Source organism: Paraplanobispora takensis (assembly GCF_016863195.1).
GTDB classification, from domain to species: Bacteria; Actinomycetota; Actinomycetes; order Streptosporangiales; family Streptosporangiaceae; genus Planobispora; species Planobispora takensis.
The window spans coordinates 124,169-150,730 of the sequence record NZ_BOOK01000002.1; the positions used below are offsets into that span (position 1 = coordinate 124,169).

Annotated in this window: 26 protein-coding genes; 8 read left to right on the forward strand and 18 right to left on the reverse strand. The window is 72.6% G+C overall.

Translation table 11 applies throughout. The features are described from left to right. Positions 1-52: 52 nt before the first annotated feature. The gene (locus Pta02_RS02275) at positions 53-439 is read right to left on the reverse strand and encodes a hypothetical protein (protein ID WP_203872943.1); all 387 of its coding nucleotides are present in this window, start codon (positions 437-439) and stop codon (positions 53-55) included. Between the two features lie 197 nt (positions 440-636). Here Pta02_RS02275 and Pta02_RS02280 point away from each other — a divergent pair, with 197 nt between their 5' ends. Further along, positions 637-1,152 carry an ArsI/CadI family heavy metal resistance metalloenzyme gene (locus Pta02_RS02280; protein ID WP_203872944.1) on the forward strand — a complete coding sequence of 172 codons (516 nt, stop codon included), beginning with the start codon at positions 637-639 and terminating at the stop codon, positions 1,150-1,152. Positions 1,153-1,190: 38 nt separating this feature from the next. Here Pta02_RS02280 and Pta02_RS02285 read toward each other — a convergent pair whose 3' ends face one another. From Pta02_RS02285 to Pta02_RS02295, 3 genes are all read right to left on the reverse strand, one after another. Further along, entirely contained in the window at positions 1,191-2,450 is a 1,260-nt protein-coding gene (locus Pta02_RS02285) for a GNAT family N-acetyltransferase (RefSeq protein WP_203872945.1), read from the reverse strand. A 12-nt stretch (positions 2,451-2,462) separates the two neighbouring features. After that, positions 2,463-2,798 (reverse strand): ArsR/SmtB family transcription factor, encoded by a 336-nt coding sequence (locus tag Pta02_RS02290; RefSeq protein WP_203872946.1) that lies wholly within the window; start codon positions 2,796-2,798, stop codon positions 2,463-2,465. A 156-nt stretch (positions 2,799-2,954) separates the two neighbouring features. Beyond that, positions 2,955-4,532 (reverse strand): pectate lyase family protein, encoded by a 1,578-nt coding sequence (locus Pta02_RS02295; protein WP_203872947.1) that lies wholly within the window; start codon positions 4,530-4,532, stop codon positions 2,955-2,957. Between the two features lie 1,319 nt (positions 4,533-5,851). Here Pta02_RS02295 and Pta02_RS02300 point away from each other — a divergent pair. Beyond that, a complete protein-coding gene (locus tag Pta02_RS02300) occupies positions 5,852-6,430 on the forward strand; it encodes a dihydrofolate reductase family protein (RefSeq protein ID WP_203872948.1) in 579 nt (192 codons plus the stop codon). Here Pta02_RS02300 and Pta02_RS02305 read toward each other — a convergent pair. The 3 genes from Pta02_RS02305 to Pta02_RS02315 form a co-directional block, all read right to left on the reverse strand. Continuing rightward, on the reverse strand, positions 6,412-7,122 hold the full coding sequence (locus tag Pta02_RS02305; protein ID WP_203872949.1) for a helix-turn-helix domain-containing protein: 711 nt from the start codon (positions 7,120-7,122) through the stop codon (positions 6,412-6,414). The two genes, Pta02_RS02300 and Pta02_RS02305, sit on opposite strands and share 19 nt — an antisense overlap. Positions 7,123-7,233: 111 nt before the next feature. Continuing rightward, entirely contained in the window at positions 7,234-7,962 is a 729-nt protein-coding gene (locus Pta02_RS02310) for an alpha/beta hydrolase (RefSeq protein ID WP_203872950.1), read from the reverse strand. A gap of 166 nt (positions 7,963-8,128) precedes the next feature. Continuing rightward, complete coding sequence (locus Pta02_RS02315) at positions 8,129-10,501, reverse strand: LuxR C-terminal-related transcriptional regulator (RefSeq protein ID WP_203872951.1); 2,373 nt, start codon at positions 10,499-10,501, stop codon at positions 8,129-8,131. Between the two features lie 77 nt (positions 10,502-10,578). Between Pta02_RS02315 and Pta02_RS02320 the strand changes: the two genes are divergently transcribed. The 3 genes from Pta02_RS02320 to Pta02_RS02330 all read left to right on the forward strand — a co-directional run bounded on the left by Pta02_RS02320 (position 10,579) and on the right by Pta02_RS02330 (position 13,853). Further along, positions 10,579-11,553: an NAD(P)-dependent alcohol dehydrogenase gene (locus tag Pta02_RS02320; RefSeq protein ID WP_203872952.1), complete on the forward strand. Its 975-nt coding sequence runs from the start codon at positions 10,579-10,581 to the stop codon at positions 11,551-11,553. Positions 11,554-11,605: 52 nt separating this feature from the next. After that, positions 11,606-12,550: an RNA polymerase sigma-70 factor gene (locus tag Pta02_RS02325; protein ID WP_203872953.1), complete on the forward strand. Its 945-nt coding sequence runs from the start codon at positions 11,606-11,608 to the stop codon at positions 12,548-12,550. A gap of 106 nt (positions 12,551-12,656) precedes the next feature. Next, positions 12,657-13,853 (forward strand): NAD(P)/FAD-dependent oxidoreductase, encoded by a 1,197-nt coding sequence (locus Pta02_RS02330; protein ID WP_203872954.1) that lies wholly within the window; start codon positions 12,657-12,659, stop codon positions 13,851-13,853. A gap of 115 nt (positions 13,854-13,968) precedes the next feature. Here Pta02_RS02330 and Pta02_RS02335 read toward each other — a convergent pair whose 3' ends face one another. The 3 genes from Pta02_RS02335 to Pta02_RS02345 all read right to left on the reverse strand — a co-directional run bounded on the left by Pta02_RS02335 (position 13,969) and on the right by Pta02_RS02345 (position 16,004). Next, positions 13,969-15,180, reverse strand: a complete 1,212-nt coding sequence (locus Pta02_RS02335; RefSeq protein WP_203872955.1) for an RNA polymerase sigma factor — start codon at positions 15,178-15,180, stop codon at positions 13,969-13,971. Positions 15,181-15,182: 2 nt separating this feature from the next. Further along, positions 15,183-15,536 carry a YciI family protein gene (locus Pta02_RS02340; RefSeq protein ID WP_203872956.1) on the reverse strand — a complete coding sequence of 118 codons (354 nt, stop codon included), beginning with the start codon at positions 15,534-15,536 and terminating at the stop codon, positions 15,183-15,185. 66 nt (positions 15,537-15,602) lie between these two features. Further along, complete coding sequence (locus Pta02_RS02345; RefSeq protein WP_203872957.1) at positions 15,603-16,004, reverse strand: VOC family protein; 402 nt, start codon at positions 16,002-16,004, stop codon at positions 15,603-15,605. Between the two features lie 186 nt (positions 16,005-16,190). On the opposite strand from Pta02_RS02345, the gene Pta02_RS02350 reads away from it, so the two are divergent. Together Pta02_RS02350 and Pta02_RS02355 are read left to right on the forward strand one after the other, a co-directional pair. Then, a complete protein-coding gene (locus Pta02_RS02350) occupies positions 16,191-16,835 on the forward strand; it encodes a response regulator (RefSeq protein ID WP_203872958.1) in 645 nt (214 codons plus the stop codon). Positions 16,836-16,976: 141 nt separating this feature from the next. Continuing rightward, positions 16,977-17,507, forward strand: coding sequence for a protein-tyrosine phosphatase family protein (locus Pta02_RS02355; RefSeq protein WP_239129339.1), 531 nt, complete (start codon positions 16,977-16,979; stop codon positions 17,505-17,507). Positions 17,508-17,553: 46 nt separating this feature from the next. Here Pta02_RS02355 and Pta02_RS02360 read toward each other — a convergent pair whose 3' ends face one another. From Pta02_RS02360 to Pta02_RS02395, 8 genes are all read right to left on the reverse strand, one after another. Further along, on the reverse strand, positions 17,554-18,219 hold the full coding sequence (locus tag Pta02_RS02360) for a response regulator (RefSeq protein ID WP_203872959.1): 666 nt from the start codon (positions 18,217-18,219) through the stop codon (positions 17,554-17,556). Beyond that, complete coding sequence (locus Pta02_RS02365) at positions 18,216-19,352, reverse strand: sensor histidine kinase (protein ID WP_239129341.1); 1,137 nt, start codon at positions 19,350-19,352, stop codon at positions 18,216-18,218. Before Pta02_RS02365 ends, Pta02_RS02360 begins: the two co-directional genes overlap by 4 nt. Positions 19,353-19,370: 18 nt before the next feature. Then, on the reverse strand, positions 19,371-21,206 hold the full coding sequence (locus Pta02_RS02370; RefSeq protein WP_203872961.1) for a serine hydrolase domain-containing protein: 1,836 nt from the start codon (positions 21,204-21,206) through the stop codon (positions 19,371-19,373). 140 nt (positions 21,207-21,346) lie between these two features. Continuing rightward, on the reverse strand, positions 21,347-21,727 hold the full coding sequence (locus Pta02_RS02375) for an STAS domain-containing protein (RefSeq protein ID WP_203872962.1): 381 nt from the start codon (positions 21,725-21,727) through the stop codon (positions 21,347-21,349). Between the two features lie 131 nt (positions 21,728-21,858). Beyond that, positions 21,859-22,830 carry a hypothetical protein gene (locus Pta02_RS02380; RefSeq protein WP_203872963.1) on the reverse strand — a complete coding sequence of 324 codons (972 nt, stop codon included), beginning with the start codon at positions 22,828-22,830 and terminating at the stop codon, positions 21,859-21,861. Positions 22,831-22,990: 160 nt separating this feature from the next. Beyond that, on the reverse strand, positions 22,991-23,779 hold the full coding sequence (locus tag Pta02_RS02385) for an ABC transporter permease (protein ID WP_203872964.1): 789 nt from the start codon (positions 23,777-23,779) through the stop codon (positions 22,991-22,993). Positions 23,780-23,915: 136 nt separating this feature from the next. Continuing rightward, a complete protein-coding gene (locus Pta02_RS02390) occupies positions 23,916-24,830 on the reverse strand; it encodes an ABC transporter ATP-binding protein (protein WP_203872965.1) in 915 nt (304 codons plus the stop codon). 182 nt (positions 24,831-25,012) lie between these two features. Next, positions 25,013-25,486, reverse strand: coding sequence for a hypothetical protein (locus Pta02_RS02395; protein WP_203872966.1), 474 nt, complete (start codon positions 25,484-25,486; stop codon positions 25,013-25,015). A 416-nt stretch (positions 25,487-25,902) separates the two neighbouring features. On the opposite strand from Pta02_RS02395, the gene Pta02_RS02400 reads away from it, so the two are divergent. Continuing rightward, a complete protein-coding gene (locus Pta02_RS02400; protein ID WP_239129342.1) occupies positions 25,903-26,442 on the forward strand; it encodes a DUF1062 domain-containing protein in 540 nt (179 codons plus the stop codon). Positions 26,443-26,562: the final 120 nt, after the last annotated feature.

Genomic DNA, 26,562 nt, shown 5'->3' on the forward strand with positions numbered 1-26,562 from the left:
CCTGATCTCCGTGGTCTCGGTGACGATCCGGTACTGGGGGTTGGTGCCCGTCTCACCGCGCGGCGTCGGCCGGGGCGCCGTCCGGCCGGTAGCGGATCCGGATCATCCGCGGCGGGCCGACGCTGCCGGCGTTGACCCCCAGCAGCCCGCCGCAGCCCATCTCCCGCAGCGCGGTCTCCTCGAACACCTCCACGTCCGGCCCGCACTCGGCCGCCAGACGCTGCGCGGTCTCGGCGAGTACGGCGGCGGTCAGCATCGACGGCGGCGAGCTGGCCAGGTCCCGCGCCAGCATCGTGGCCCGGACATGGGTCAGCCCCCGCCGGGCGCCCGCCTCGGCGTCCGCCCGGCGACCGGCCGGTGCCATGAGTGTGAGGCCGGTGACCGGGCTGCGCTCCGGCTTCGCCCGCAGCACCGTGAACTCGTAGCGAGCCAGCAGCACACCCTCCATCGTCCGTGTCGTGAGATCACCCGGGAGTACACCGAAGCCCGGACCGGGTCCGCCTCCCTTGTCGCGGGTGAATCGATCGTCGGGAGTCCCGACGGGCTGCTTCGACATATCTCTATATTGACAATTATCTATTCAAGGTGGCAGCCTCGTTATATAGACAGACATCAAATCGGCACTGAGGAGCCGTCATGTCCCGTGTCCAGCTCGCCCTGCGCGTCGCCGACCTGGAGGGCTCGATCGCCTTCTACTCCAAGCTCTTCGGCGCCGCCCCGGCCGAGCGCCGCGAGGGCTACGCCAACTTCGCCATCGCCGAACCGCCGCTCAAACTGGTGCTCATCGAAGGCGAGACCGGCCAGGACACCCGCCTGGACCACCTCGGCGTCGAGGTCGCCTCCACCGAGGAGGTCGACGCCGCGATCGAGCGCCTGAAGCAGGCCGGCCTGGCCACCTTCGAGGAGAACGACACCTCCTGCTGCTACGCCGTGCAGGACAAGGTCTGGGTCCACGGCCCCGGCGCCGAGCCCTGGGAGGTCTACGTGGTCAAGGCCGACGCCGACACCCTCGGCAAGAGCGCCGCGATCACCGCCGGCGGCGACGCCTGCTGCGGCACCGTCGCCTGCTGCACCCCCGCCGAGCAGGCCGTCGATCCGGCCCGGAGCGCGGCCGAGGCCAAGGCCGCCGCCGGATGCGACTGCGCCGGTTGATCCCGGAGGTCACCTGCGCGCGCTACGGGCCCGCCCGGTCACCGGCCTGTGACCGGGCTGCGCCGCTCCAGCAGCACCACATCCCGCCAGGTCCCGTGGTGGCGGCCGACGCGCTCGCGCACGCCCACCGCCCGGAAGCCGAGCGCCTCGTGCAGGCGCAGGCTGGCGATGTTCTCCGGGAAGACGCCCGACTGGATCGTCCAGATCCCGGCGTCCTCGGAGGCGGCGATGAAGGCCGCCAGCAGGGCGCGGCCGACGCCGCGCGAGTGGTGGTCCGGGTGGACGTAGACGCTGTGCTCGACCACCCCGGCGTACACGCACCTTGAGGAGACCGGTGAGGCCGTGATCCAGCCGGCGACCTCACCGGTGACGACGTCGGCGGCCGCATAGCGCAGGTGCTCCAGCTTGCCGGAGGTGAAGTCCTCCCAGGACGGGGCGGTGGTCTCGAAGCCGGCCTGACCGGTGTCCAGCCCGGCCTGGTAGATCGCCAGCACCTGGGCGGCGTCGGCCTCACGCATCGGGCGGATCTCCAGGCCGGGCCCGATCGCGGGCTTGGCCGCGCGCACGACGGCCGAGTGCACGCCGTCGCCGTGATCGGCGGTCAGGGTGATGTCCACGCCGGTGAACCCGGCCGCCGCGAGCAGCCGGCGATAGTCGCCTGTGGCCAGGGCCCCGGCGGCGCAGCCCACCCGGGCCTCGGCCGCGGCCCGCCGTACCGCGTCGACGCCGTCATCGGCGACCGCGTCGTCGGTCACCACGTCGTCGGTCACCATGTCGCTGATCCCCAGGCGTCCGCCGGGCCGCAGCACCCGGAACGCCTCGGCCAGCACGGCCGCCTTGTCGTCGGAGAGGTTGACCACGCAGTTGGAGACGACCACGTCGACGCTGCGGTCCGGCAGCGGGATCGCCTCGATCACCCCGTGCAGGAACTCGACGTCGGCCGCACCGGCCCGCTCGGCGTTGCGCCGGGCCAGCTCCAGCATCTCGGTGCCGGCGTCCAGGCCGTAGACGCGGCCGGTGGGGCCGACCCGGCGGGCCGACAGCAGTACGTCGAGGCCGCCGCCCGACCCCAGGTCCAGCACGGTCTCCCCGGTGCGCAGCTCGGCGATCGCGACCGGATTGCCGCAGCCCAGGCTGGCCCGCAGCGCCCCCTCGGGCAGACCGGAGGTGTCGTCGTAGCCGGCCGCGCCGAAACACCCTCGGGCGAACGCCTCGGCTCCGCAGTCCACGACGTCCTCCCCGGCCAGGGCCGCGCGGGCCAGGCCGGAGTAGCGCTCGACGATCTCCTCGTGGGCCATCGCCGGCTCCTTTCACTCGCAGGCGGGGGCGGCCGGGACCGGGTTGCCCATCACCACGTCGGCGGCGGTGGGGAAGCAGCGCACGCACGCCTCGTTGATCCGGTACAGGCTCGCGGTGCCGCGCCGCTCCACCAGGACGAACCGGACCTCGGCCAGGATCTTCAAGTGGTGGGAGACCGTGGACTGGCCGACCCCGGAGGCCTGCACGATCTGCCTGACGGTCATGGGTGTACGGCGCCGCGCCAGCAGCGAGACGATCTGGATGCGCGTGGCGTCGGCCAGCGCCCTGAACCAGCTCGCGTACTCCTCGGCGGAGGCGCGGTCCAGCGGATCCATGTTCTCATTCATCGTTAATCGACGATAATCGATCGAGTTCGAGCCGGCAACGCCGTCTTCCTGCCGCCGGCACAGCGGAACCGGGGGCCGTCGGCTCCGACGGCCCCCGGTCCGGGTGATCAGCAGTGGATGGCGGTCACGGTGCCGGTGTCCGGCGGGACCGTGCCGTTAACCGGCGTAGGTCTCGTACTCGGCGACCTTCGGCGTGCCGGTCGAGCCGGTGATCTCGAAGGTGATCTTGCGCAGTGAGGTCCGGGCGAAGGTGATGACGCCCGCTCCGCTGCCGGAGGCCAGGACGGCGCCGGTGTCACCGTTGAGGACCCTCCAGGTCCTGATGGCGCCCGTGGAGCCCGAGGCCTCCCGGATGTTGATCTTGGACACCGCGGTGGCGGAGTCCCACTTGATCGAGATGGAACCGGTCGAGCCGGACGGCGACCAGTAGGTGCTCAGGTTCCCGTCCCGCACGTTGCCGTAGCTCGTCCCACCGGCCTTGCTGGAGCCGTCGGAGCCGGCCCCGATGCTGAGGTTGGTCCCGCTGGGCTGGGTCGGCGTGGAGGTGGGGGTGACGGTCGGCGTCGCGGTCGGCGTCGACGTGGGAGTGGTGGTGGGGGTGGCGGTCGGCGTGGCGGTCGGCGTCTGCGGCGAGCAGCTGCCGTCCGACACCTTCAGGCCCTTGTCGGCGCCCGCCGTCTGGCTCACGACGCCCGGCACGCAGCCGGCCGCGTCGAGGCTGTAGGAGTAGGGGATGCTGACGGTGGTGTTGGACGTCGGGTTGGGCCCGGCGGGCTTGTTGTCGGTGCCGGGGCTGGACCAGGTCACGTTGTCGAAGATGTTGCCGCTGACCTGCCAGTAACCGGCCGCGTCGGTGTAGAAGGTGCCCAGGACGTCCTTGGAGTTCTTGAAGTAGTTGTTGTCCACCTTGGCGCGGGCCCCGGCGCGGGAGTTGATGCCGGACTCGTTGAGGCTCACGTAGTGGTTGTTGTAGATGTGCGCGATGCCGCCGCGCAGCAGGGGTGTACGGGAGTCGATGTTCTCGTACAGGTTGTGGTGGTAGGTGATGAAGCCGTTGGAGAGGTCGCTCTCGCTGGAGCCCACGAGGCCGCCCCGGCCGGAGTTGCGCAGGATGCTGTAGGACAGCGTCACGTACTGGGTGTTGCCCTTCATGTCGAAGAGGCCGTCGAAGCCCTCCGACTCCCCGCCCGACGCCTCCAGGGTGGTGTGGTCGACCCAGACGTTGCGGACCGTGCTCTCCATGCCGATGGCGTCACCGCCGTTGGAGGTGGGCGAGCCCGACTTCTTGACGTTCTTGACCGTCACGTTCTGGATGATGATGTTGCTGGAGTCGCGGATGTGGATGCCCACCTGGTCGAAGACGGCTCCGCCGCCGACGCCGACGATCGTGACGTTGCTGATCCCCTTGAGCTCGATCACTCCGGCGGCGGTGTTGCAGCTGTCGCCCGACACCTTGGCGGTGTTGCCGTGGTTGATGGTTCCCTCGACCTGGATGGTGATCGGGGTGCTGGCGCTGGCCCGGTTGCACAGGGCCGCGTGGATCGCGGTACCCGTGGTGGCCCGTACCGTCTGCCCGCCCGCACCGCCGGTGGTCCCGCCGTTCTGGGTCGCGTAGCCGGTGGCGCCGCCGGCCGCGGCCGAGGCCGCGGGGCTCGACAGGACCACACCGGTCGCCGCCGCGATGGTCGCCGTGGCCAGTGCCGCGTAAAGCCGCGGTGCGACTGGTCGTCTCATTCTCGCCTTCCCTTTTTCGTCGGATGCCGGGTGCTGCTGCTCCGCGCCGTGATCGTTCCGGCAGGTCGTGGGGACCGCCGGCCTGCCGCTGATCGGCCCGGATGGGGGTGCTCTTCTCGATGGGACCGGGTCGGCGGTTCTGCTACGGCCCGGGCTTTTCGGGGGCATCGGTGCCGGCGGCGTGAAGGGCCGCCTGTCAGAAGAAGCCGTCGCCGTTGAAACCGCGATGGATGGCGCGATACGTCGTTGTCATGGCGCACACCCTTCGTTCCGTGGGGTGTCGACATCATGGGTCAAGCCCTCGTAGTGGCCGAGTAAGGGCTCATGCGCGGAGTCGCTGTGGGTGCCGCGATGTCGCCTCCACCGGAACGAACCTGGTAAATTAGGAAAGCGCTTTCCCTTCCGGGAGAATAGGCTCGTACTTGTCGTATTGGCAAGAGTGCGGATACGGAAAATTCATCCGCCCAGGTCAAACGGCGTGCCGGTGCCCCCGGGCACCGCTTGAATGATCATGTCGATGGACGCCGGGCCGCGAGGGCGCGGTCCGGGACCCCGATCGCCCGATCGGCCCGGAGGCTCACGGCGTCGAGCCTCTCGTCCGGAACCGGTCCGCCCGGTCGGCGGACGTCGCCGACCGGGTGGTGCGGGCCGTGCCGATCTCGCCCGCAGTGATCACTCGATCCCGGCGGGTGATCATAATGCCGTCGGAAGGCCGGATCGGGGGTCGGTGACCGATCGATGCGAATTGGAGGACATCCGCCCCGTTACGCGATCGCACGGGTATCCGTGCGCAGCGCCGGTCCCGGTCGCTGTCGCTGATATCGCCGGATTCCGCGGTGACGGCTCCACCCTCTCCGGTGTCTTCTGCGAGGCGCAGGGCGACCTCTGCCGTCGTTTTCTGTGTCGGCTCCGGCGATGGCGGCCTCGCCGTGGCAGGCGAGGATCTCCTTGCGTGACAGGCCGGTCCGGAGCCTCCGCCGGGCCTGGTGTCCGCAATATTCGCCGCTTCCGCCGGAGGGATTTCCGGGGGTGGCGCCGCCATTTTCGGTGCCGCCGGTTTTGAATGGGAAGGTCGTACGGAAAACGTGTTTGTTCATATGGGGATGGAATTCAAGCGGTGGGCTCCGGAGGCTTCTCCGAAAGCTCTCGGAATTCAACGATCAGAGGTGTCGAGGGCTTGAGGAGGGGCGTTTCCCATCCTGGGCGGCGGGCAGGTCGCGGCGGGATGCGGGGCCGCTGTCGTTTTCGTCCAAGACGGCCGCCGGGAGCACGGTCTAGCGTGGACCCGGCAGTCCGCCCGAACATGAGGAGACAGCACAATGCGTGACCTGGTCTACACCGGTTTCATGTCACTCGACGGCGTCGTGGACTCGCCCGGCGGCGGGCCGGGGGAGGAGCACCGCAGTGGCGGGTGGGTGTTCAAGGACCTCGATTTCGTCCCGGAAGCCTGGTCGCTGAAGGGCGAGGAGCTCGCCGACACGACGGCGCTGATGTTCGGCCGCCGCAGCTACGAGGCGTTCGCGTCGGTCTGGCCGGGTTCGGAGGACCACGCCGACTACAAGGAGCTGCCCAAGTACGTGGTGTCGGCCACGCTGCCTGAGGACGCCCTCGTCGGCGGGTGGGGGCCGACGACGATCCTGCGCTCGACCGAGGACGTCGCCGCGCTCAAGGAGGGAGAGGGCGGGGCGATCTTCATCCACGGGAGCGCGGAGCTGGCCCGGCGGCTGTCGGACGCGGGCCTGATCGACCGGTACAACCTGCTCGTCTTCCCCGTGCTGCTCGGTGCCGGGAAGAGCCTGTTCGGCAGGGCCGACCGGGACAAGCACATGCTGACGCTGCGGGAGTCGGAGAGCTACTCGAACGGGATCCTGAAGCTGGTCTACGACGTCGGGCGCTGATCCAGGTCGAGGGCGATCGCGCCGCCGGTGCCCTGGCGCAGCTGCCCGGCGGTGCGTCCGACGTAGGAGCGCAGTGCCCGGGCCAGGTGCGGCTCGTCGCAGTAGCCGAGCTTGGCGACGACGTCGGCGGCCGGGTCGCCGGCGGCCAGCAGCTCCGCCGCCGTGCGGGCCCGCTCGATCTGCCGGACCACGCCCCGCGTCAGTCCGGTCGCGGCGCGGAACCGGCGTTCGACGGTACGCCCCGACACGGCCGGGCGGTCACCCCGCAGCACCTCGGCGACGAGCGGGTCGCGCACCACGATCCCGGCCCGGACGAGACTGCCCACCAGGGCCTCGGCGTCGTCGGGGCCGGGCGTCTCCCAGCGCGCGCCCTCCAGCCGGAACGTCCGGCGCGTGGTGTCGGGGAGCTCGATGCCGCCGTCGACCAGCGCCGGCGTGGGCACGGCCCGCAACGAGGTGCCCACGGCGAACTCGATGCCGGTGAAGGTCGCGCCCTCCGGCACCGGCACCGTGCCGGTCCGGGTCCCGGGGCCGGTGACGCCGGCGTACGCCCGGCCTGCCTGCTCCCAGAACACCAGGCCCCACCGCACCCCTGCGACGGACGTCATCTCGGTGACCCGCCGGCTGGTGCATGTCCACACGGTGTCGACCCACGGCGAGTCGGACCGGCGCGTCTCGAACCGCAGTCCCACGGGCGCAGGATACGCCCCCTCCGGGAGCGTTTTCCGCCCTGGGCGGCGGTCCTGTTCTGTGAGCGGTCCTGTTCTGTGAGCGGTCCTGTTCGATGGGCCGCAGGACGAGGCTCAGGCGTCGATGGCCGCAGGCTCCGTCCACCAGCGCACCGCCGTGCTCACCACCTGCGGCGGCACCTCGTGGCCGCCTTCGAACTCCTGGTAGGTCACCGGATATCCGCTCTCCCGCAGCGCGGGGACGAGGCGACGGCTGCACCGGTCGATCGGCAGCACGCGGTCCCCGGTGCCGTGGGAGACGAAGAACCGCGGGTGGCCGTGGTGCACCATCGCCGCCATGAATCCCGGGGAGAAGGCCAGCACGGCGCGGAACAGGTCGCCGTTGGCCACTCCCAGCGAGAGCGCGTAGGAGCCTCCGTCGGAGAACCCGGCCACGGCCACGTGGCCGGCGGCGACCGCCGTACGCGTGAAGACCTCCTCCAGTGCGGCGTCGAGCCGGGCCACGTCGGGGCCGTACCCGCCCGTGATCACGTCCCAGGTGGGCGCGACGGACTGCGGCGCCAGCAGCAGCGATCCGGCGGCGTCGGCGTGCGGGGACAGCCAGCCCAGGGCCTGTTCGGCGGTGCCGCCCGCGCCGTGGAGCACCACGGCCAGCCGGGACGGCCCGTCCTGCGGGATCGGGGGCACGTACAGCAGGACCCGCCCGTCCAGCCGGTGTGTGCCGGGTTCGACGGTCACGGGATTGGCGGCGGGGCGGGCGGTGAGCCGGCCGTGTCGCGCCCCCTCGTCCGGCCCGGGGTGCGGCAGGGCCCTTTCCGGCACCGGCACTGCGATCACCTCCACCGCGTCGTCTGTTCCCGGGGCACTCCCTCCATGCCCCCGCACGGCCGTACGAAAGAGCGTACGGCGCCATGATTCGGCGATCGCTCCAGCCTCTTCCGGACGTGCGACACGATCGGCCGCGGGCTACGGGATCACCGTCCACGCGGAGTCTCACCGCGACGTGCGGCTACGGGTCGGGGGAGGCCGTCCAGGCGGCGATCTGCGCCCGGGAGTTGAACCCCAGCTTGTTCATGATCACCCGCACGTGGCTGTCCACCGTGTGCTCCGAGATGAACAGCCGCTCGCCGATCTGCCTGTTGCTGAGCCCCTCGGCGATCAGCCGCGCCACCTCCGCCTGCCGCCTGCCGAGCGGCGTCTCGTCCGGTCTCTCGCGCGGTGTTCCCTGCTGCGCCTCGGCGGGCGGTGCGGGTCCGCCGAGTGCCAGCCCGATCGCGGCGTCCCTGCTCAGCCGCCTCCCGGCCGCGTACTCCTCCTCGAAAGCCGCCGCTCCCAGTTCCGCCCCGGCCGCCTCCCCCGCCCGGGCCAGCAGCGGCGGGAGGAAGGGCAGGACGCTCGCCCCGGCCTCCGCGCGCACGGTCTCGGCCGCCCCCATCAGCAGCGCCGCCTGCCGCGCCCGCCCGGAACCGGCCGCGACGCAGCCCAGCGCGTCGAGCAGCACGTACTGCCCCACCCGGTCGTCGATCCGGTACGCGACCCGCAGCGCCTCCGCCAGCAGCGGTCCCGCCTCGTCGGGCGCGCCCGCGATCAACCTGGCGGAGCCCAGGTTGAGCAGCATCATGTCCAGGCTGTAGAGGTCACCGATCTCCCGGCTGAGGCGCACACCCTCGGCCGCCGCCTCCGCGACCGTGCCGAGGTCGCCCTCGAAGAGGCCGTTCAGCGCGCGCGACTGCAGGAACATGAGCACGGCCGCGTCGTCGTCCAGCCCCTCCACGGCGGCACGGGCCCGCTCACCCAGCCGCCCGGCCTCCGCGCGGTCCCCCGACATGCTCGCCGCCATCGACGCCAGCGACAGCGACTGCGCCAGCACGGACGGCAGCCCCGCCTCTCCGGCTCCGGCCACCGCCTCCTCCAGCGCGGGGCCGGCGCTCGCCGCGTCCGACTGCAGCACCGCCAGGAAACCGCGAGTGAAGGCGGCCCTGGCCCGCTCGGCCGGCCCGGCGCCCTCGCAGGCGAGCAACTCCTCGGTCCACCGGACCCCCTCGTTGAGCGCGCGGGTGATCCAGTAGTAGCCGATGGCGTAGACCAGGTTCATGCCGCGCGCCGCGTCCGCGCCGCTCACGCATCCCCGCAGCACCGCGCGTACGTTGTCGATCTCCAGGTCCATCCAGTCGAGCCACTCGGCCAGTCGCCGCCGGGCCTGCGGCGCCGCCCGCAGGCAGCGCGTGATGTAGTGGCCGGCGAACCGACGGCCGACGGCCTCCTCCTCGCCGGCCTCGCGCAGCCTGAGCGCGGCGTACTCGCGCATCGTCTCGTGCAGGCGATAGCAGGCCAGGCCCCCGGCGTCCTCCTTCATCACCAGCGACTTGCCGACCAGCGACGCCAGCGGGTCCAGGGCGGGCAGGCCCTCCTGCGCGCAGACCGCCTCGACGTCCTCCAGCGTGAACCAGCCGGCGAAGACGCACAGCCGCCGCAGCAGCACCTGCTCCGCCGGATCCAGCAGGTCGTGGCTCCAGTCGATGGTGGTGCGCAGCGTCTGGTGGCGCGGGAGCGCCCGCACACCGCCGGTGAGCAGCCCGAACCGGTCGTCGAGGCGGTCAAGGATCTGCTCGGCGGACAGCACCCGCGTCCGTACGGCCGCCAGCTCGATCGCCAGCGGCAGGCCGTCGAGACGGCGGCACAGACCGGCCACCGCCGCCTGGTTCGCCGCGGTCAGCTCGAACGCGCCCGACGCCGCCGCGGCCCGCTCCGTGAACAGCATGACCGCCTCGTTCTGCCGCAGCCTCGCCAGCGGCGGGCGGGCGTGCGGTGCGGGCACATCGAGCGGTGCGGGCACACCGTGCGGCGGAGGTACACCGTGCGGCGGAGGTACACCGTGCGGTGCGGGCACATCGAGCGGCGGTACGGGTACCACGTGCTCGCCGGGCGCCGACAGCGGCTCCCGGCTGGTCGCGATCACCCGTACGCCCGGCGCCGCCCGCATCACCTCCGCGACCAGCCGGGCCGTCGCCGCGAGCAGGTGCTCGCAGTTGTCGACCACCAGCAGCAGCCTCTTGTCCCGCAGGTACGCCGCCAGCACCGCCGACGGCTCGGCCGTGGCCTGGGCCCGCAGGTCCAGGGCCGCCATGACGGCATCGCCGACCAGCGTGGGATCCCGTACCTCGGCCAGTTCCACCAGCCACACGCCCCCGGGGAAAGCGCGTCCGAGATCACCCGCCGCCCGCAGCGCCAGACGCGTCTTGCCGACCCCGCCGGGCCCGACGAGACTGACCAGGCGGGCCTCGGCGAGCCTCCTTCTGACCGCGGCGAGCTCACGACGGCGGCCGATGAAACTGGTGGCCTCGGCGGGCAGGTTGCCCGGGCGGCGCGGGGGTCTGGCCATCGTGACTCGGACACTACTCGCCCAATCACGAATTCACGTGATTTCGTGGGCCCGACGGCTTCCGCACCCTGGGAACCGTGAAAGCCATCCGCTACTACGCCTACGGCCCGCCCGAGGTACTGCGACTGGAGGACGCGGACATGCCCGCCGTCGGGGCCGACGACGTGCTGATCCGCGTACGCGCCGCTTCCGTCAACCCGCTGGACTGGCACAACATGCGCGGCGCGCCGTACTTCGCCCGCCTGGACATGGGCCTGACCCGCCCCAGGCACACGGCGCTGGGCGCCGACCTGGCGGGCGTCGTCGAGTCGGTGGGCTCCGGCGTCACCGCCTTCCGGCCGGGGGACGAGGTGTACGGCGGCTGCGGCCTGGACCTCGTGCCGGGCACGACGGGCCTGGCGGAGTACGCCCGGCTGCGGCAGGACGGCATGCTGCGCACGATGCCGGCCGGGCTGACGTTCGAGCAGGCCGCGGCCGTCCCGGTGGCGGCGCTCACCGCACTCCAGGGGCTGCGCGACAGGGGCCGGATCCGGAGCGGGCACCGGGTGCTGGTCAACGGGGCCGCCGGGGGCGTGGGGACGTTCGCGGTGCAGATCGCCAAGGCGATGGGGGCCGAGGTGACCGGGGTGTGCGGCACCGGCAATGTGGAGCTGGTCCGCTCGATCGGCGCCGACCACGTCGTCGACTACACCAAGGAGGACTACACGCGGGCCGGGAAGCGGTACGACGTGGTGTTCGACCTGGTCGCCAACCGCGGCGTCCTGGCGAACCGGCGGGTGCTCGCGCCCAAGGGCGTCTTCGTGGAGTGCGCGCCGTCGAAGGGGCGGTGGATCGGGCCGGTGCTCGGGATGGTCAAGGTCATGGTGATGCCCCGGATGGGGTTCTTCCTGTCCCGCACCAGCGCCGACGACCTCGCCGTCGTGAGCGGGCTCATCGAGTCGGGGAAGGTCACCCCCGTCATCGACCGGACCTACCCGCTGGAGGAGACCGCCGAGGCCGTCCGCTATCTGGAACGGGGACACGCGAGGGGCAAGGTCGTGGTCACCGTGTGAACGCCTCGCGACGGCAGCGACCGGTCCGCGTTCCGCGATCTAGGATCGGGGCATGCCCCTGACCGCGGACGACGTCGACCGGTTCGAAGCCTCCAGGCCGCGCCTGGAGGCCGTCGCCTACCGTCTTCTCGGCTCCGCCGGGGAGGCCGAGGACGCCGTGCAGGAGACGTTCCTGCGCTGGCAGGCCGCCGACGTCGGCCGCGTCGAGGTCCCCGAGGCCTGGCTGACGAAGGTCCTCACCAACCTGTGCCTGAACCAGCTCACCTCCGCGCGGGCGCGCCGCGAGACCTATGTGGGCCAGTGGCTTCCCGAGCCGCTGCTGGCCGGGGACCCGATGCTCGGCCCGGCCGAGACCGCCGAGCAGCGCGAATCGGTCTCGTACGCGGTCCTCACGCTCATGGAGCGCCTGTCTCCCGGCGAGCGGGCGGTGTACGTGCTGCGGGAGGCCTTCGACTATCCGCACCGGGAGGTCGCCGAGATCCTCGACATCACCGAGGCCGCCAGCCAGCAGATCCTCCACCGCGCCAGGAAGCACCTCGCGGACGGCAGGGCCCGCACCGAGATCGACGAGGCCGCCGCCCGGCGGATCGTCGAGGAGTTCCTGGCCGCCGCCACCGACGGCCGGATCGAGCCGCTCGTGCGCCTGCTCACCGAGGACGCCGTCTCGATCGGCGACGGCGGCGGGAAGGTCCCGGCCCGCGCCAAGGCGTTCGAGGGCGCGGTCGCGGTCGCGAGGCTCCTGCGGGGCCTGTTCAAACCCGGCGAGGCCAAACGCGCCATAGCCGGCGGCACGGTCGAGGTCTACGCCTGGACCGCCAACGGCGACCCCGCCGTGGTGGCCGTCGTGGACGGCCGGGTCGTCGGCGTCATGTGCCTGGAGGTCACCGCCGAGGGCATCGCCGCCGTTCTCAACCAGGTCAACCCCGACAAGCTCGAACGCGCGAGTGCGCACTGGGCGGCCGTCGACCACGGGGAGCCGCTGTTCGAGGCGTTCTGATCCCGATGTGAGGTGCTTCACATCGGATTCCTGTCAGGCAACGGCGGGCCGTCTGGTTCAAGGGGTGAATCCACGCAGGACACCCGACTGGGACAGGAGCAGGGAAATGCAGCACCGCATCGTCGTCCTCGGAGCCGGATACACCGGAGCCATCGCCGCCGGCCGCCTCGCCAGGCGGCTCCGCCGCGAGGACGCGGCCGTCACCCTCGTCAACGCCGAGCCCGACTTCGTCGAACGCGTCCGCATGCACCAGCTGGCGACCGGCCAGGATCTCCGGCCCCGGCCGCTGCGCGAGATGTTCGCGGGAACCGGCGTCGAACTGAGGATCGCGAAGGTCACCGGCGTCGACGCCGACCGCAGGACGGTCGCCGTCGCCGGCGCGGACGGCACCGGAGAGATCGCCTACGACACGCTCGTCTACGCCCTCGGCAGCGGCTGGAACACCCAGGGCGTCCCCGGGACGGCCGAGCACGCCTATGAGATCGCGAGCCGGCCCGGGGCACTCCGGTTGCGCGAGCGCCTGGCCCGTCTCGGCGCCGGGCAGAGTGTGGTCGTCGTCGGCGGCGGCCTCACCGGCCTGGAGGCCGCGACCGAGATCGCCGAGGCCCGCCCCGACCTGGACGTCGCCCTCGCCGCCCGCGACGGCCTCGGCGACTGGCTCTCGCCCAGGGGACGCGAGCACCTGCGGAAGGTCCTCGGCAGGCTCGGGATCACCGTGCACGAGCACACCGCCGTCACCGGCGTCGGAACCGACCGCGTCGCCACCGCCGACGGCGGGGTCGTCCCGGCCGCGGTCACCGTGTGGACCACCGGCTTCGCGGTCCACCCGATCGCGGAGGCGAGCGGCCTGGAGGTCACCGGAACCGGGCAGATCGTGGTCGACGGGACCATGCGCTCGGTCTCGCACCCGGACGTGTACGCCGTCGGCGACGCGGCCATGGTGACGGGCCCCGGGGACAAGCCGCTGCGGATGTCGTGCGCCTCGGGAGTCCTGACCGCGTGGCAGGCCGCCGGCGCGATCGCGGCGCGCCTGACAGGCGGGAAGCTCCCGTACGTTCCGCTGCGCTACTTCAACCAGTGCATCTCGCTGGGCCGCAAGGAGGGTTTGATCCAGTACGTCACCGCCGACGACCGCGCCGTGCGGGCGGCCCTGACCGGACGGCCCGCCGCCGTCTACAAGGAACTGGTCTGCAAGGTCGCCGCCTGGGGTGCCGCCAACCCGACGCTCGGGCTGCCGGTCCGGCGCCGCCACCTCACGCGGGAGCAGGCCGCGGTGGGTCCGGCCGCCAAGGCGACGGCGTAGAGCCCCGGTGAGCCAGAGAGCCCCGGTGAGCCAGAGAGCCTCGGCGGACCAGGAGTCTCGATGGACCGGGGCCCCGGGCGTCCGCGCAGACCCGCCGGGGCGCGGGGTGGGTTCCTCAAGCGTGCAGGCGGCGGCGCAGCCGTTCGGCCAGCGGCTCGCTCAGGCCGGTCTCCACCGCCCGCAGGCAGGCGGATCGCGCCGGTTCCGTACGGCCCAGGCGGTGCAGCAGCTCGGCCCGGGCGGCGTGCCACCACGGATAGCCGTCCAGCCCGCCGAGCCGGTCGACCAGGGCGAGCGCCGCGGCCGGGCCGTCCCGTTCGGCCACGGCGGCGGCGCGGTTGAGCCGTACGACCGGGGTGTCGTGCACCGTGAGCAGCACGTCGTACCAGGAGACGACGGCGTTCCAGTCGGTGTCGGCGTAGGAGGGGGCCAGCGCGTGACAGGCGGCGATGGCGGCCTGCACGGCGTAGGCGTCGGGCCGTCCGGGGGCGTGCCGCAGCGCGGCGCCGACCAGTTCGACGCCCTCCCTGATCCGCGCGGCGTCCCACCGCGACCGGTCCTGGTCGGCGAGCAGCACGGGGTGCCCCCGGTCGTCCAGGCGGGCGGGACGCCGGGCCTCGTGCAGCAGCAGGAGCGCGAGCAGGCCGAGCGGGGTCGGCTCGCCGGGCATCAGCCCGGCGAGCTGCCTGGCCAGCCGTACGGCCTGCGCCGAAAGCTCGGCCCTGAGCAGGTCCGCGCCCGCCCCGGCGGCGTAGCCCTCGTTGAAGATCAGATAGATCGTGGCGGCCACGCCCGCCAGCCGTCCGGGAAGCTCCTGCGCCGGCGGCACGCGGAACGGGATGCGGGCGTGCGTGATCTTCTGCTTGGCGCGGGTGAGCCGCTTGGCCATGGTCGGCTCCGGTACCAGCAGGGCGCGGGCGACCTCCGCGGTGGACAGCCCGCCGAGGGTCCGCAGGGCGAGCGCGACCTGGGCATCGGCCGACAGGGCCGGGTGGCAGCAGGTGAACATCAGCCGCAGCAGGTCGTCGCGGATCGTCTCGGCGGGTTCGTCCTGCGGGTCGAGCAGCGACACCGCCTCGGCCTCCTTCCCCGCGCGCCCGGCCTCCCTGCGCAGGAGATCGATCGCCCGCCGCCGCGCCGTCACCGTGATCCACGCGCGCGGGCTGTCGGGCACGCCGTCGCGGGGCCAGCGTTCCAGCGCCCGCACCACGGCGTCCTGGACGACGTCCTGGGCCAGATCGATGTCGCCGGTCACCCGGATCAGCGTGGCCAGCACGCGAGCCCCCTCCTCGCGTGCCAGCCGTTCCACCGCGCTGCGGGAGTCCATCCTCAGGTGTCGAGCGAGGGGTGGACGGGCCGTACCTCGATCGTGCCGTACCGGACCGCGGGGATCTCCGCGGCGACGGCCAGCGCCTCGTCGAGGTCCGCGCACTCCATCAGGTAGTAGCCCGTCAGCGCCTCCTTCGTCTCGGCGTACGGCCCGTCGCTGACGATCGGGTCCCCGCCCCCGCCGCCGGGGACGCGCAGGGTCGTCGCGGTCGCCGTGGGGTAGAGCGCGTGGCCGCCCCTCAGCACCGCCGCGTGCGCCTGTTCGAATGCGGTGTACTCCCGCAGGCCCTCGGCGTACTCCGGCCGGGTCCAGTCGACCTCGGTGGTGTAGGTGAGTGCGATGTACAGCGGCATCAGGCCCTCCTCGACGGCGCGGTCCGTGCGGACAGTGCGGCGGTCAGCGTGGACCGGACCTCCAACCTAGTCACCGGCGCTCCCCGCCTCGACGACCTCCAGGCCGTTGCCGTCGGGGTCGCGGAGGGCGAACATGGCCGGGACACCGTCCCAGCGCAGTACGTCGTCGGCGTCGGCGCCGCGGGCGCGCAGCGCGGCGTGGAACGCGTCGGCGTCGCCGGTCGTCAGCCGGATCCCCGTCTCGACCCCGGCGGGCACGCCCTCACGGGCCGGGACCAGCGCGATCGACACCGCCGCCCCGGGCGGCGCCACCTCGATCCACCGCCCGCCGAGCTGTTCCACGGGCATGTCCAGCCGCTTCTCCAGACCGAGCACGCCGACGTAGAACCCGACCGCCCGATCCTGGTCGGTGACCGGCACCCCCACCGTCCGGATCCCCGTGACATACGCCTGATCCCGCTCGCTCATGGTGCTCCTCCCGTATCGCCTGCTCCACGGAGCCCTCACATGGGAAGGGCCTCATATAGAAGACGAACGCCCCCCGCCGTTCTGGACACCTCCGCACGCGGTTCTCCGCGGACACGACACAATGATCGTCGTGCGCACATACGACGACGGAGCGGGCGGGCCCGCCACGATCACGGCGGGGCCGCCGTGCGCGTGATCCTGGCCGAGGACTCCACTCTGCTCCGCGAAGGCCTCGTGCGGCTGCTGGAGGAGGAGGGCCACGAGGTGCTCGCCGCCGTCGGCGACGGCCGGGCGCTGGTCGAGGCGGTGGCGGAACGGGAACCCGACGCGGTCGTCGTGGACGTGCGGATGCCGCCCACGCACACCGACGAGGGACTGCGCGCCGCTCTGGAGATCAGGCGCCGCCTGCCGCAGGTGAAGGTGCTGGTGCTGTCGCAGTACGTGGAGAAGAAGTACGCCACCGAGCTGATGAGCGGGGACATCGACGGCGTCGGCTATCTGCTCAAGGACCGGGTGGCGCAGGTCGGCGACTTCCTGGACGCGCTGGAGCGGGTGGGCGCCGGGGGCACGGCCTTCGACCCGGAGGTGGTACGCCAGCTCCTGGCCCGCACCAGCCACGCCGACCCCCTGGCCCGGCTGACCGGCCGGGAGCGCCAGGTGCTGGAGCTGATGGCGCAGGGCCTGACCAACGCCTCGATCGCCCAGACGCTGCACGTGTCGCAGAGCGCGGTGGAAAAGCACGTCAACGCGCTGTTCGACAAGCTCTCGCTGTCCCACACCGCAGGCTACAGCCGCCGGGTCCTGGCGGTCCTGCGTTACCTCGGTTCCTGAGGCCGTACGGCGGGCGCCCCGGCCTCGGCGGGAGAGACTGCGGCGGGAGAGACTGCGGCGAGAGAGACCGCGGCGAGAGAGACCGCGGCGAGAGAGACCGCGGCGAGAGAGACCGCGGCGAGAGAGACAAGGAGAACCCCGATGGAAGACCCCGTGGACGGCACGGCACACGGCCCGGCCGGCGGGCCGGTGAGCGGGCCGCCGCTCGTGGGAGCCCTCCGGCTGCCGGACGGCTCCTGGGTCCGGGGCCGCGGCCTGCGCCGTCGGCTGCCGGAGGGGCCGGAGCCCGCCTTCGGTCTCTACCTCGGCTCCGACCGGCTCCGCGAGCGCCACGAGGGCGGGCTGCCGTGGCCGCACGAGTGGATCCGGTGGCCCGACTTCCTCCTGCCCGGTGACCGCGAACTGGCCGTACGGCGGATCCGGGCCCTGCACGGGCGGGCGCGGGCGGGTGCCGCGGTGGAGGTCGCCTGCGGGGGCGGCGTCGGCCGTACCGGCACGGTCATCGCCTGCCTCGCCGTCCTGGCCGGCCTCGACCCGGCGGACGCCGTCGCCTGGACGCGCGAGCACCACCACCCCCGGGCCGTCGAGACCCCGTGGCAACGCCGCTGGGTGCTGCGCTTCCCCCCGCCGGATCCGCGTGAACGGGATGCCGGTCCCGGGGCGTCGCGCTGAGCCGTACCGCCGATGCCCGTCCCGGCCGGCGGGCCGGTCGCGGGTGTCAGCGGCGCCAGTGGCCCGGCTGGACGAGGCCGGACTCGTAGGCGCAGATGACCGCCTGGATCCGGTCGCGCAGGCCGAGCTTGGACAGCACGTTGCTGACGTGGGTCTTCACCGTGTGCTCGCTGACCACCATGGCCTCGGCGATCTCGGGGTTGGACAGGCCGCGGCCGAGGAGGGCCAGGGTCTCCCGCTCGCGGCCGGTCAGGGCGTCCATGCCCGGTACCGCGACCGGCGGGCGGGTGTCGCGCCGGAGGATGTCGTCGATGAGCTTGCGGGTCACGGTGGGGGCGAGCAGCGACTCCCCGGCCACGACGACGCGGACGGCGTGGACGAGGTCGTCCCGTCGCACGTCTTTCAGCAGGAAGCCGCTGGCCCCCGCGTGCAGGGCCGCGTAGACGTACTCGTCGTTGTTGAACGTGGTCAGGATGATGATCCTGGCGGCGGTCTCGGCGCAGATCCTCCCGGCGGCCTCGATGCCGTCCATGACGGGCATGTGGATGTCGAGCAGGACCACGTCGGGCGCGTGCAGGCGGGCCGCCTCCACGGCCTGGGCGCCGTCGCCGGCCTCCGCGACGACCGTGATGTCCGGTTGCGTGTCGAGGATCAGGGCGAAGCCGCTGCGCACGAGCTCCTGATCGTCGGCGACCACGACGCGGATGGTCACGCGGCGGCTCCCGGCAGGCGCACCGAGACGGCGAAGCCGCGCCGGTCCGGCCCGTGGCCGAAGGACACCGAGCCGCCGCAGGCCGCCGCGCGCTCGCGGATGCCGACCAGCCCGTGCCCCATCCCGCCGGTGTGGCCGCGGCCGTCATCCGTCACATCGATCACGAGCGCGTCCGCCCGCCAGCCGAGCTCGACCGAGACCTTGCTCGCGCGGGCGTGCTTGACCACGTTGGTGAGCGCCTCCTGGACCACCCGGTAGGCGGCGGCCTCCACGTCCGGCGGCAGCGGGCGCGGCGTTCCGCTGACGGTCAGGGCGGCGGGCTGCCCGGCGCGGTCCACGTTCTCGACCAGTTCCCCGATGCGGGCCACCGTCGGGGTGGCCCCGGCCGAGTCCTCCCCCAGCAGGCCCAGCAGGCGGCGCAGCTGGTCCATCGCGTCGCGCCCGGCCGCGGCGATGGCGTCGAAGGCCGCTTCGGCGCGGTCCGGAGCAGGCCGTACGGCCAGCGGCCCGGCCTCCGCCTGCACGATCATCAGGCTGATCGCGTGGCCGAGGATGTCGTGCATGTCCCGGGAGATCGCCGCCCGCTCCCGCTCGACGGCCCGGCGCGCCTCCATCTCCTTCTCGCGTTCGAGCTGGCGGGCGTGGGCCTGCCGGTTGGCCGTCGCCCGTCCCATCGCCCAGGCCGCGACGTACATCACCAGCCCGCGCACCGTCGTGTCCGCACTCGGCGTGCGCAGGACCAGCCCGGCGAGCTGGACGGCGGCGCCGACGGCGAGGAGGGCCATCCCCCAGGTCCGCTCGCGCCGCGAGCCGTGCACGGCCACCGTGTAGAACGCGATCAGCAGCGCGTAGGGGACGGGCTGCGGCGCGGTGTCGGGATCGTTGAGCAGGTACGCGCCGGTCGCGGCCGTCACCGCGACCAGGACCGCCAGCGGTGCGCGCCGCCGCCAGAGCAGCGGCAGCGCCTGGCCGAGCACGGGAAGGTACTGCTCGATCGTGTAGCCCGTCACCGGGTCGGCCGCCCGGGTCGTCAGCAGGAAGGGAGCCGAGTGGGCGGCGAGGACGGCCAGGGTGATGGCGATGTCCGCGGCGAGTGGCGGGATCCGGCGGACGACACGGACAGAAGAGCGCATAAGTGAGTGGATCATAGCTCAGGTGTACGAGAGGCCGGCGAGGTTGTAGGTGACCGCCACGATGGCGAACGCGGTCACACCGAGGGCGACCAGCGTGTAGGCGATCCTGCCCGGCCTCCTCCACCAGCGCTTGCGCCAGGCCATCGCCGTACAGGTCAGCAGGGCGGCGGCCAGCGGCACCGTCAGCGACGCCAGCACCAGCAGCGCGATCAGCACGGGAGCCCCTTGCAGGACCAGCGGCAGCGCCCGGCCCTCGTCGGCGAGCAGGCTGCCGAAACCGGCGGTGAAGACGACCACGACGGCACCGGCGAACCAGGCGAGCAGGCGCGGGAGGCGGGGCCCGGCGGGGGTCGCGGACGACCGCCGGCGAGCTGCCCGGACCACCGCCGCCAGGGGGAATCCCAGCAGGGCGGCCAGGGAGGCGGGGAGTGCGAGGCCCAGCAGGGCCAGGTGCAGGGAGGGGTGGTCCAGCGGGCCGATCCGGTCGAAGACGACCGTGCTGCGGCTGATCGCCAGCTGTCCCGGCTCGGGGAAGGCGATCCGGTCCCAGCCGCCCTCCTCCTGGAAGACGCCGGGCGCGAACTGGGTCCAGCGCACTTGGCGTCCCTTGAGTCCGGTGGTGAGGATGGCGCCGTCGGCGGTCGCGGTGACGTGGATCGGCGAGTCCGTGAGCGCCTGCACCTTCAGGATGCTGCCGCTGCTGGTCCGGCTGCTCTGGTACGAGCCCTCGTACTGCTCCGCGGAGGCGCCGGGCAGGGCCTCGACGGCCGGCGGGCGCGCGTCCGGGAGATAGCGGTCGATGATCTTGTGGGCCAGCTCGAACCCGTCCAGCCCGTGCCGTCCGGCGCCGTCGCCGTTGGACATGACGTGGATGCCGATGCCCTGCTCCGGCAGCAGGAACATGTAGGTGTGCATGCCGGGCATGTCACCGGCCTTGAAGAGCAGGCGGTGCCCCTTGTACGGCGACTCCTCCCACATGAAGCCCATCCCGGGCAGCCGGGGGTCCTCGGTGTACTGCTGCCGCTGCATCTCGGCCGCCACCCCGGCCCCGAGCCGGGGGTCCAGCTCCAGCTGGGCCCGCAGGTAGGCGGCCATGTCCGAGGAGGTCGAGGCGGGCCCCGCGCCGGAGGCGGAGAAGTCCGCGCAGTCGGCCGTGGTCGTCGAGCCGTCCGCCAGGTAGGCCCTGGTGTCTCCCAGCCCGCCGCAGGCGATCACCGAGTCCTTCATGCCGAGGGGGGCGAACACGTGCCGCTCGACATACTTCTCGAACGGCATCCCCGAGACCGTCTCCACCAGGTATCCGGCCAGGGCGACGCCGTAGTTGTTGTAGGAGACGCCGGTGCCGGGCGGGCGCAGCCGGGCGGGCTGGGTGGCGGCCAGCGCCTCGCCCAGCGGCCGGACGTCCGAGCCGCTGCCCAGGACGTGGTCCTCGTCGAATCCGGCCGTGTGCGTGAGCAGGTGCCGCAGGGTGACCGGGCGGCCCGGATAGGTGTCACGGATCTTGAAAGTGGTCAGGTAGGCGTTGACGTCGGCGTCCAGGTCCAGCTTGCCCGCGTGGACCAGTTGCAGGGCCGCCTGGGCCGTGAACAGCTTGGTCTCGGACCCGATCAGGAAACGCGTGCGCCCGGGATCCACCGGGAGACGGCGCGCCACGTCGGCCCAGCCGTACCCCTTGTCGACCACCTGACGGCCGCCGGCCACCACCGTGACGGTCACACCGGGGATCTTCTCCTCGGCCATGACCGAGGAGACGTGCTCGTCGACGAGGGCGCCGACTCCCGGAAGGTCCGACGGCGGGGCGGCCTGCGCCGGAGTGGCTGCGAGGACCAGGGCGGTGATGAGCTTCAGGAACATGCGTCAAGATTCCTGCGGACCCCCCTTCCGGCACATCGCCGACGCCGCCCATTCCGATGTCCCCCGCGCGGGGGAGTGAGGCGGGCCCGTGTGCCGCGGCGTCAGGGCGCGCGGGACTCCCCGGACCCGGAACCCGCAGGTCAGAAGGGCCTCAAAAGACCGCTCATCGCGTCGGCCGTGGTGGGGCGGATCTCGAAGACCTCGCGCAGGCCGGTGAGCTCCAGGACCCGCCTCATGGGGCCGGCGACACCGGTGAGGACCAGGCGGACCCCCCGGGCCTGGCTGCGTTTGAAGGCCCTGACGAGTTCGCCGAGCCCGGCCGTGTCGCAGAAGACCAGGTCGGTGAGGTCGAGGACGAGGGCGGGCACGCCGGACAGCTCCCAGACCCGGCCGAGGTGCTCGCGCAAGGTGGGCGCCGAGTCGACGTCGAGTTCCCCTCCCAGCTCGATGATGATCGCATCGCTGTCGTGGCGGAGAGCCGCGATGAGGGTGAGCCGGGCATCCCCGGGGGCGAAGAGCATGTCTGCCCCCCAACGTTTCGACTGGGCCAAACCTTCCAGTTACCCGCGATGCACGGCTCTCTAACGCCGGGATGACAGGTTCCGTGAGCCGGGCCGGGGGACGGGGTCCCGGACCGTCGTCCGCCGGGCGGTCACGAGGTGGCCTGCCCGTCGCCGCCGGCCGTACCCTCCCGGCGGGCTTGGAGCTCTGACAGGCGCCGGGCTATCTGCTCGGCCCGGCGGTGGGTCGTCACGGCGTCGCAGCCGGCCTGTCCGGCTTCCTGGCCGGCCTCTTCGGCCTGTTGCCGCGTGTCGTGCACCGCCGCGGCGGGCCGGCCGGTCCGGGCGCCTGTGGTGAGGTCGTCCCGCTCGGTCTCATCGAGCCATGGCGGCCAGCGCTGCTGGCTTTCGACGATGGCCTGTTCGCGCTCCGCCTGGGCCGCCTGCCGGTCGGCCTGGGCGGCGGTCCGATCGTGCGCGCTCGCCTGACGGTCGCGTTGCGCCTGCAACCGATCCTGCCGGGCCGCGGCCACGTCCGTCCGGGCCGCCGCCCGGTCATCGCGCACCTGTGTCCAGGCGTCGCGCAGCGCGGCGCGGTCCCGCTGGTTGTGCTCGTGGTCGACGGCCTGCCTCTGCCGGCTCCGCGTCCGCGTCTGCGGGTCGGCGTCGGCGTCGGCGTCGGCGTCGGCGTCGGTGCTGGCGTCGGCGGAGCAGTCAGCCTGTTCGGCCGCCCGGTCGCGCTGTTCGGCCGCCCACAGCACATCGTGGAAGGCGCGGTCGGCGGCGTCGGTCGCGTCCCGGGCCCGCTGCTGCTCCTGGTGGCGTGTCACGGCGGCCTCGTCGCGGCGGGCCGCCGCCTCGTCGCGCCGGTGGGCTGCCAGATCGCGCTGCGCGGCGGCGTCGTCCCGGGTGAAGGCCGCCTCCGCATGAGCCGGGGTGCTCTCCCGCGGTGAGCCCGCCCGGCCGCCGTGGCGGGCCCGTTCAAGGCGCTCGCGCATCACCGCGACCATCTGCCGGGCATCGGCGGCCAGCGGATCGTCCTCCAGTCGGCCGGCCATCGCTTCCAGCAACGTCGCGACCGCCCGGGCCTCCTGCTCGTCCAACATCATCAAGACTTCCGGCACGGAGACAACACCACTGCTGATGGTATGCCCGGCCTCGCGACGGGTAAGCGGACCGGAAAGCCGGCAGGTGCGGGTCCGGGACCCGCACCTGCCGGCTGTGGCGACATCGTCTTCGTGATTCGAGATCGGCGGTCTGCTCGCCGACGGCTTCCGGAGGACCCTACTCCCAGCGGAACCAGCGGATCGCGATGATCGTGCACCCGGCCGCGTAGGCGGCCAGCGTCAGCAGGGGAGCGGCGGAGGGGAAGTGGCCCAGGTAGGCCTCCTGGAAGGCCTGCATGCCGGCGCCGAGCGGGGTGTAGTGGCTGATGGTCTGCAGCATCTCGGGCATCTGGGCGACCGGCACCCAGAGTCCGGCGAAGAACATCATCGGGAAGAACAGCACCGTGCCGATCGCCGTGGCCGCGCCGCGCCCGGGGGACAGCGCGGTGATCAGCAGGCCGACGGCCAGCAGCGCTGCGCTCGCCAGCAGCCAGGACAGGATGAAGCCGACGGGGTGCCGCGGCAGGTCGACACCGAAACCGAGCCCGGCCACGGCCAGGAACAGGACCGTCGCCACCAGCGCGATGGCGAAGTTGGCCGCCAGCTGGGCGCTCAGCACGCGGGCCGGGCCGATCGGAGTGGTCTGCATGCGCCGCAGCACCCCGTTCTCCCGATAGCCCGCCAGCGTGGTCGGCAGGGCGGTCATCGCCAGGATGGCCAGGTTGAACAGGATCAGGACGGGCACGTACAGGTCGAAGTACGTCAGGCCGCCGGCGGCCTCCACGGGTTCGCGCAGGGCGGGCACGACACCCAGGATGATCAACACGATCAGCGGGCAGCCGACCCCCCACAGAGGACCGACCTTGTCCCGGATGCTCAGCCTGCTCTCGGCCTTGATCAGCCGCCAGGTCGCGGAACCGGATGCGGCGGGGGCGGCGGCGGGGGCGGCGGTGTTCAGGACTGACACGGGGGTGGCCTTTCTCTGCGGTCTCTTCGCGGGGTCTCTGGCGGGGTCTCTGCGGGGTCTCTGCGGGGTCTCTGCGGGGTCTCTGCGGGGTCTCTGCGGGGACTTTCGGCGGGGGCCGGGCTGCGGGACCGGGTGCCTAGCGGGAGTCGAGGCGGCCGCCGGTCAGCTGGACGAACGCCTCCTCCAGGCTCGCCTGCTCCACCCGCAGCCGCTCGGCGACGATCCGGTTGCGGGCCAGTACGGCGGTCACCGCGTTGAGCGCGTTGTCGTTGCCGCTGACGATGACCAGCTCGCCCCGGCGGGTCAGGCCGGAGACCTCGGGCAGGCCGGTGAGCAGGTGGTCGGCCAGCGGCCGGGACGGGCGGAACTGGATGCGCTGCTCGATGCGGGCCCGCTCGGTCAGGCCGGCCGGGGTGTCCACCGCGACCACGCGGCCGCCGTCGATCAGCGCCAGCCGGTCGCACAGCCGCTCGGCCTCCTCCATGAAGTGGGTGACCAGCACGATCGTCACCCCGCCGGCGCGCACGTTCTCGATCAGCTCCCAGGTCTCGCGCCGGGCCTGGGGGTCCAGGCCGGTGGTGAGCTCGTCCAGGATCGCCACCTTCGGGTTGCCGACCAGGGCCAGCGCGATCGACAGCCGCTGCTTCTGCCCGCCCGACAGCTTGGCGTAGGCCGTCCTGGCCTTGTCCGCCAGTCCCAGACCGTGCATCAGCGCCCGCCAGTCAGCCGGCTCGGGGTAGAAGGAGGCGTACAGCTCCAGCGCCTCGGCCACCTGCAGCCGGTCGGGCAGCTGACCGGCCTGCAGCTGGACGCCGAGCCGCCGGGTCAGCTCGGCGCGATCCCGGAGGGGGTTCAGCCCGCACACCTTGATCTCGCCCCGGTCCGGTGTGCGCAGACCCGCGATGCACTCCACACTCGTCGTCTTGCCGGCGCCGTTCGGGCCGAGGATCCCGAAGATCTCGCCCTCCTGCACGGTGAGAGAGACATCCTCGACCGCGACCTTGTCGGCGTAACGCTTGTGGAGGTTGCGTACCTCGATCACTGCTGGCATGTCCGTGGTCCCTTCAGGCAGGCCCTTCGGCGTTCTGGCGTGCCTCAAGCCTGCTGGACCGGGGCTTTTCCCGGCACCGACCGGCGGACGGGACCTGACTGCCGAACGGTGGGGACGCAGGATCAGCCGATCGGTGGATTGCCACCCCGCAGGAGTGAACGAGGGATCTTCGTGCCCGAGGGCTACAGGCCGGTCATCACCAGGCTCAGGTAGTACCAGTAGCCGTTGCCGAAGATGTGCTTGGAGACGTAGGCGATCTGCCCGGTGGAGAGTATGGCGCAGGTGGAGCCCTGCGCGGTGACCGAGCCGAGCTCGTCGCCCTGGCCGATGACGGGCGGAGTGACCTCGCGCAGGCTGAACTTCGCCGACGCGGTGACGCCGATGGTGGTGGTCGGGTTGCCGAAGTTGCCGGAGTAGGCGGTGTCACCGTTGTTCATGGCGACGTACTGGCTGCCGCTGGGGTACATGTACCCGGCGAGGTTGATCTTGACCTCGTCGCCGTTGTTCTCCTCCGTGTCGTAGGCGTCGACGTAGTTCACCTCCACCCGGCACGTGGTGGCCGCGGTCGCCGCGCCGGCGGGCGAGGCCGTGGACACGACCGCCGGGACGGCCAGGCCCGCCGTCAGCGCGAGTGCGAGGAGCTTGTGAGATCGCATGCCGTTTCTCCCTCTGTCGACCCGCGCTCCATGCCGGAACGCCGGCACCCCAGGGTGCGGCAGGCGGCGCGGACGGCTCAGTGACCAAATGCACGCTCCGTCCATGCCTTTCTGGGTTGCGCCGCCCGGGGCCGGGTGGCCGCCGGGCCGGAGGGGCCACCGCCGGAAAACCGGTTGAGCCCTCCCCGCGCGCTTTTGTAGGTTGCCTGCGGCCCCGTCGCAGTGAGGACAGAGGACAGAACCGCGTGACCCCGCCTGCTCTTCAGATCTGACACCTTCTTCCGCCCACCTCCAGGCCGGCCCTCCCGCCGGCTCCGCCGGGCTGCCCGCGTGCGCCCGGTCACACGGCGTTTGAGGCCGCGCGCAATCGGCCTCGTGTCAGGTCTAGAGAGATCATGTCTTCACAACCTCATACTGTGCTGCCCTGGGTCGTCCGCCGGACCGGGCTGCCCCTGCTGTCGTCGCGGTGCGTGGACTGCCGGTCGGAGTCGGCCACCGCCGGCGAGGGCAGGTTCCGCGTCAACGCCAACGGCAAGCTGCTGGACGTGTGGCTGCTGGTGCGCTGCGTGTCCTGCGATCGGACGAGCAAGCTCACCGTGCACGAGCGAGCACCGGTCGGCTCCTTCGATCCGGCCGAGCTCGACGGCTACCACGTCAACGATCCGGAGCTGGTGGCCTCCAGGCTGCTGGATCCGCTGCTCGCCCGGCGCAACCGCTTCACCCTGGACTGGACGGGAGCCTGGCGGCTGGACACCCCGCCGGCACGGCTCGACGAGGCGTGGCCGGTCCGGGTGGAGGTCGTCTTCGCCGATCCGGTGCCGGTGCGCCCGGACCGGCTCATCGCGCAGGGGCTCGGCCTCAGCAGGAACGAGGTGCTGCGCCGGATCAAGTGCGACATCCCGCTGAGCCGCCCGACGAGCACCGGCTTCGCCTTCACCGTGATGGCCGGGAACTGACCCCGCCCGGTGCCCGAGCCCGGCTCCGGCTCGGGCACCGGGGAGGGTAGGGCCAGCCCTACCCCGGCAAGCCTGCCGGCAGGATCGATCCGGCGCCCGGCGGCTCGTAGCGTTGCCTCC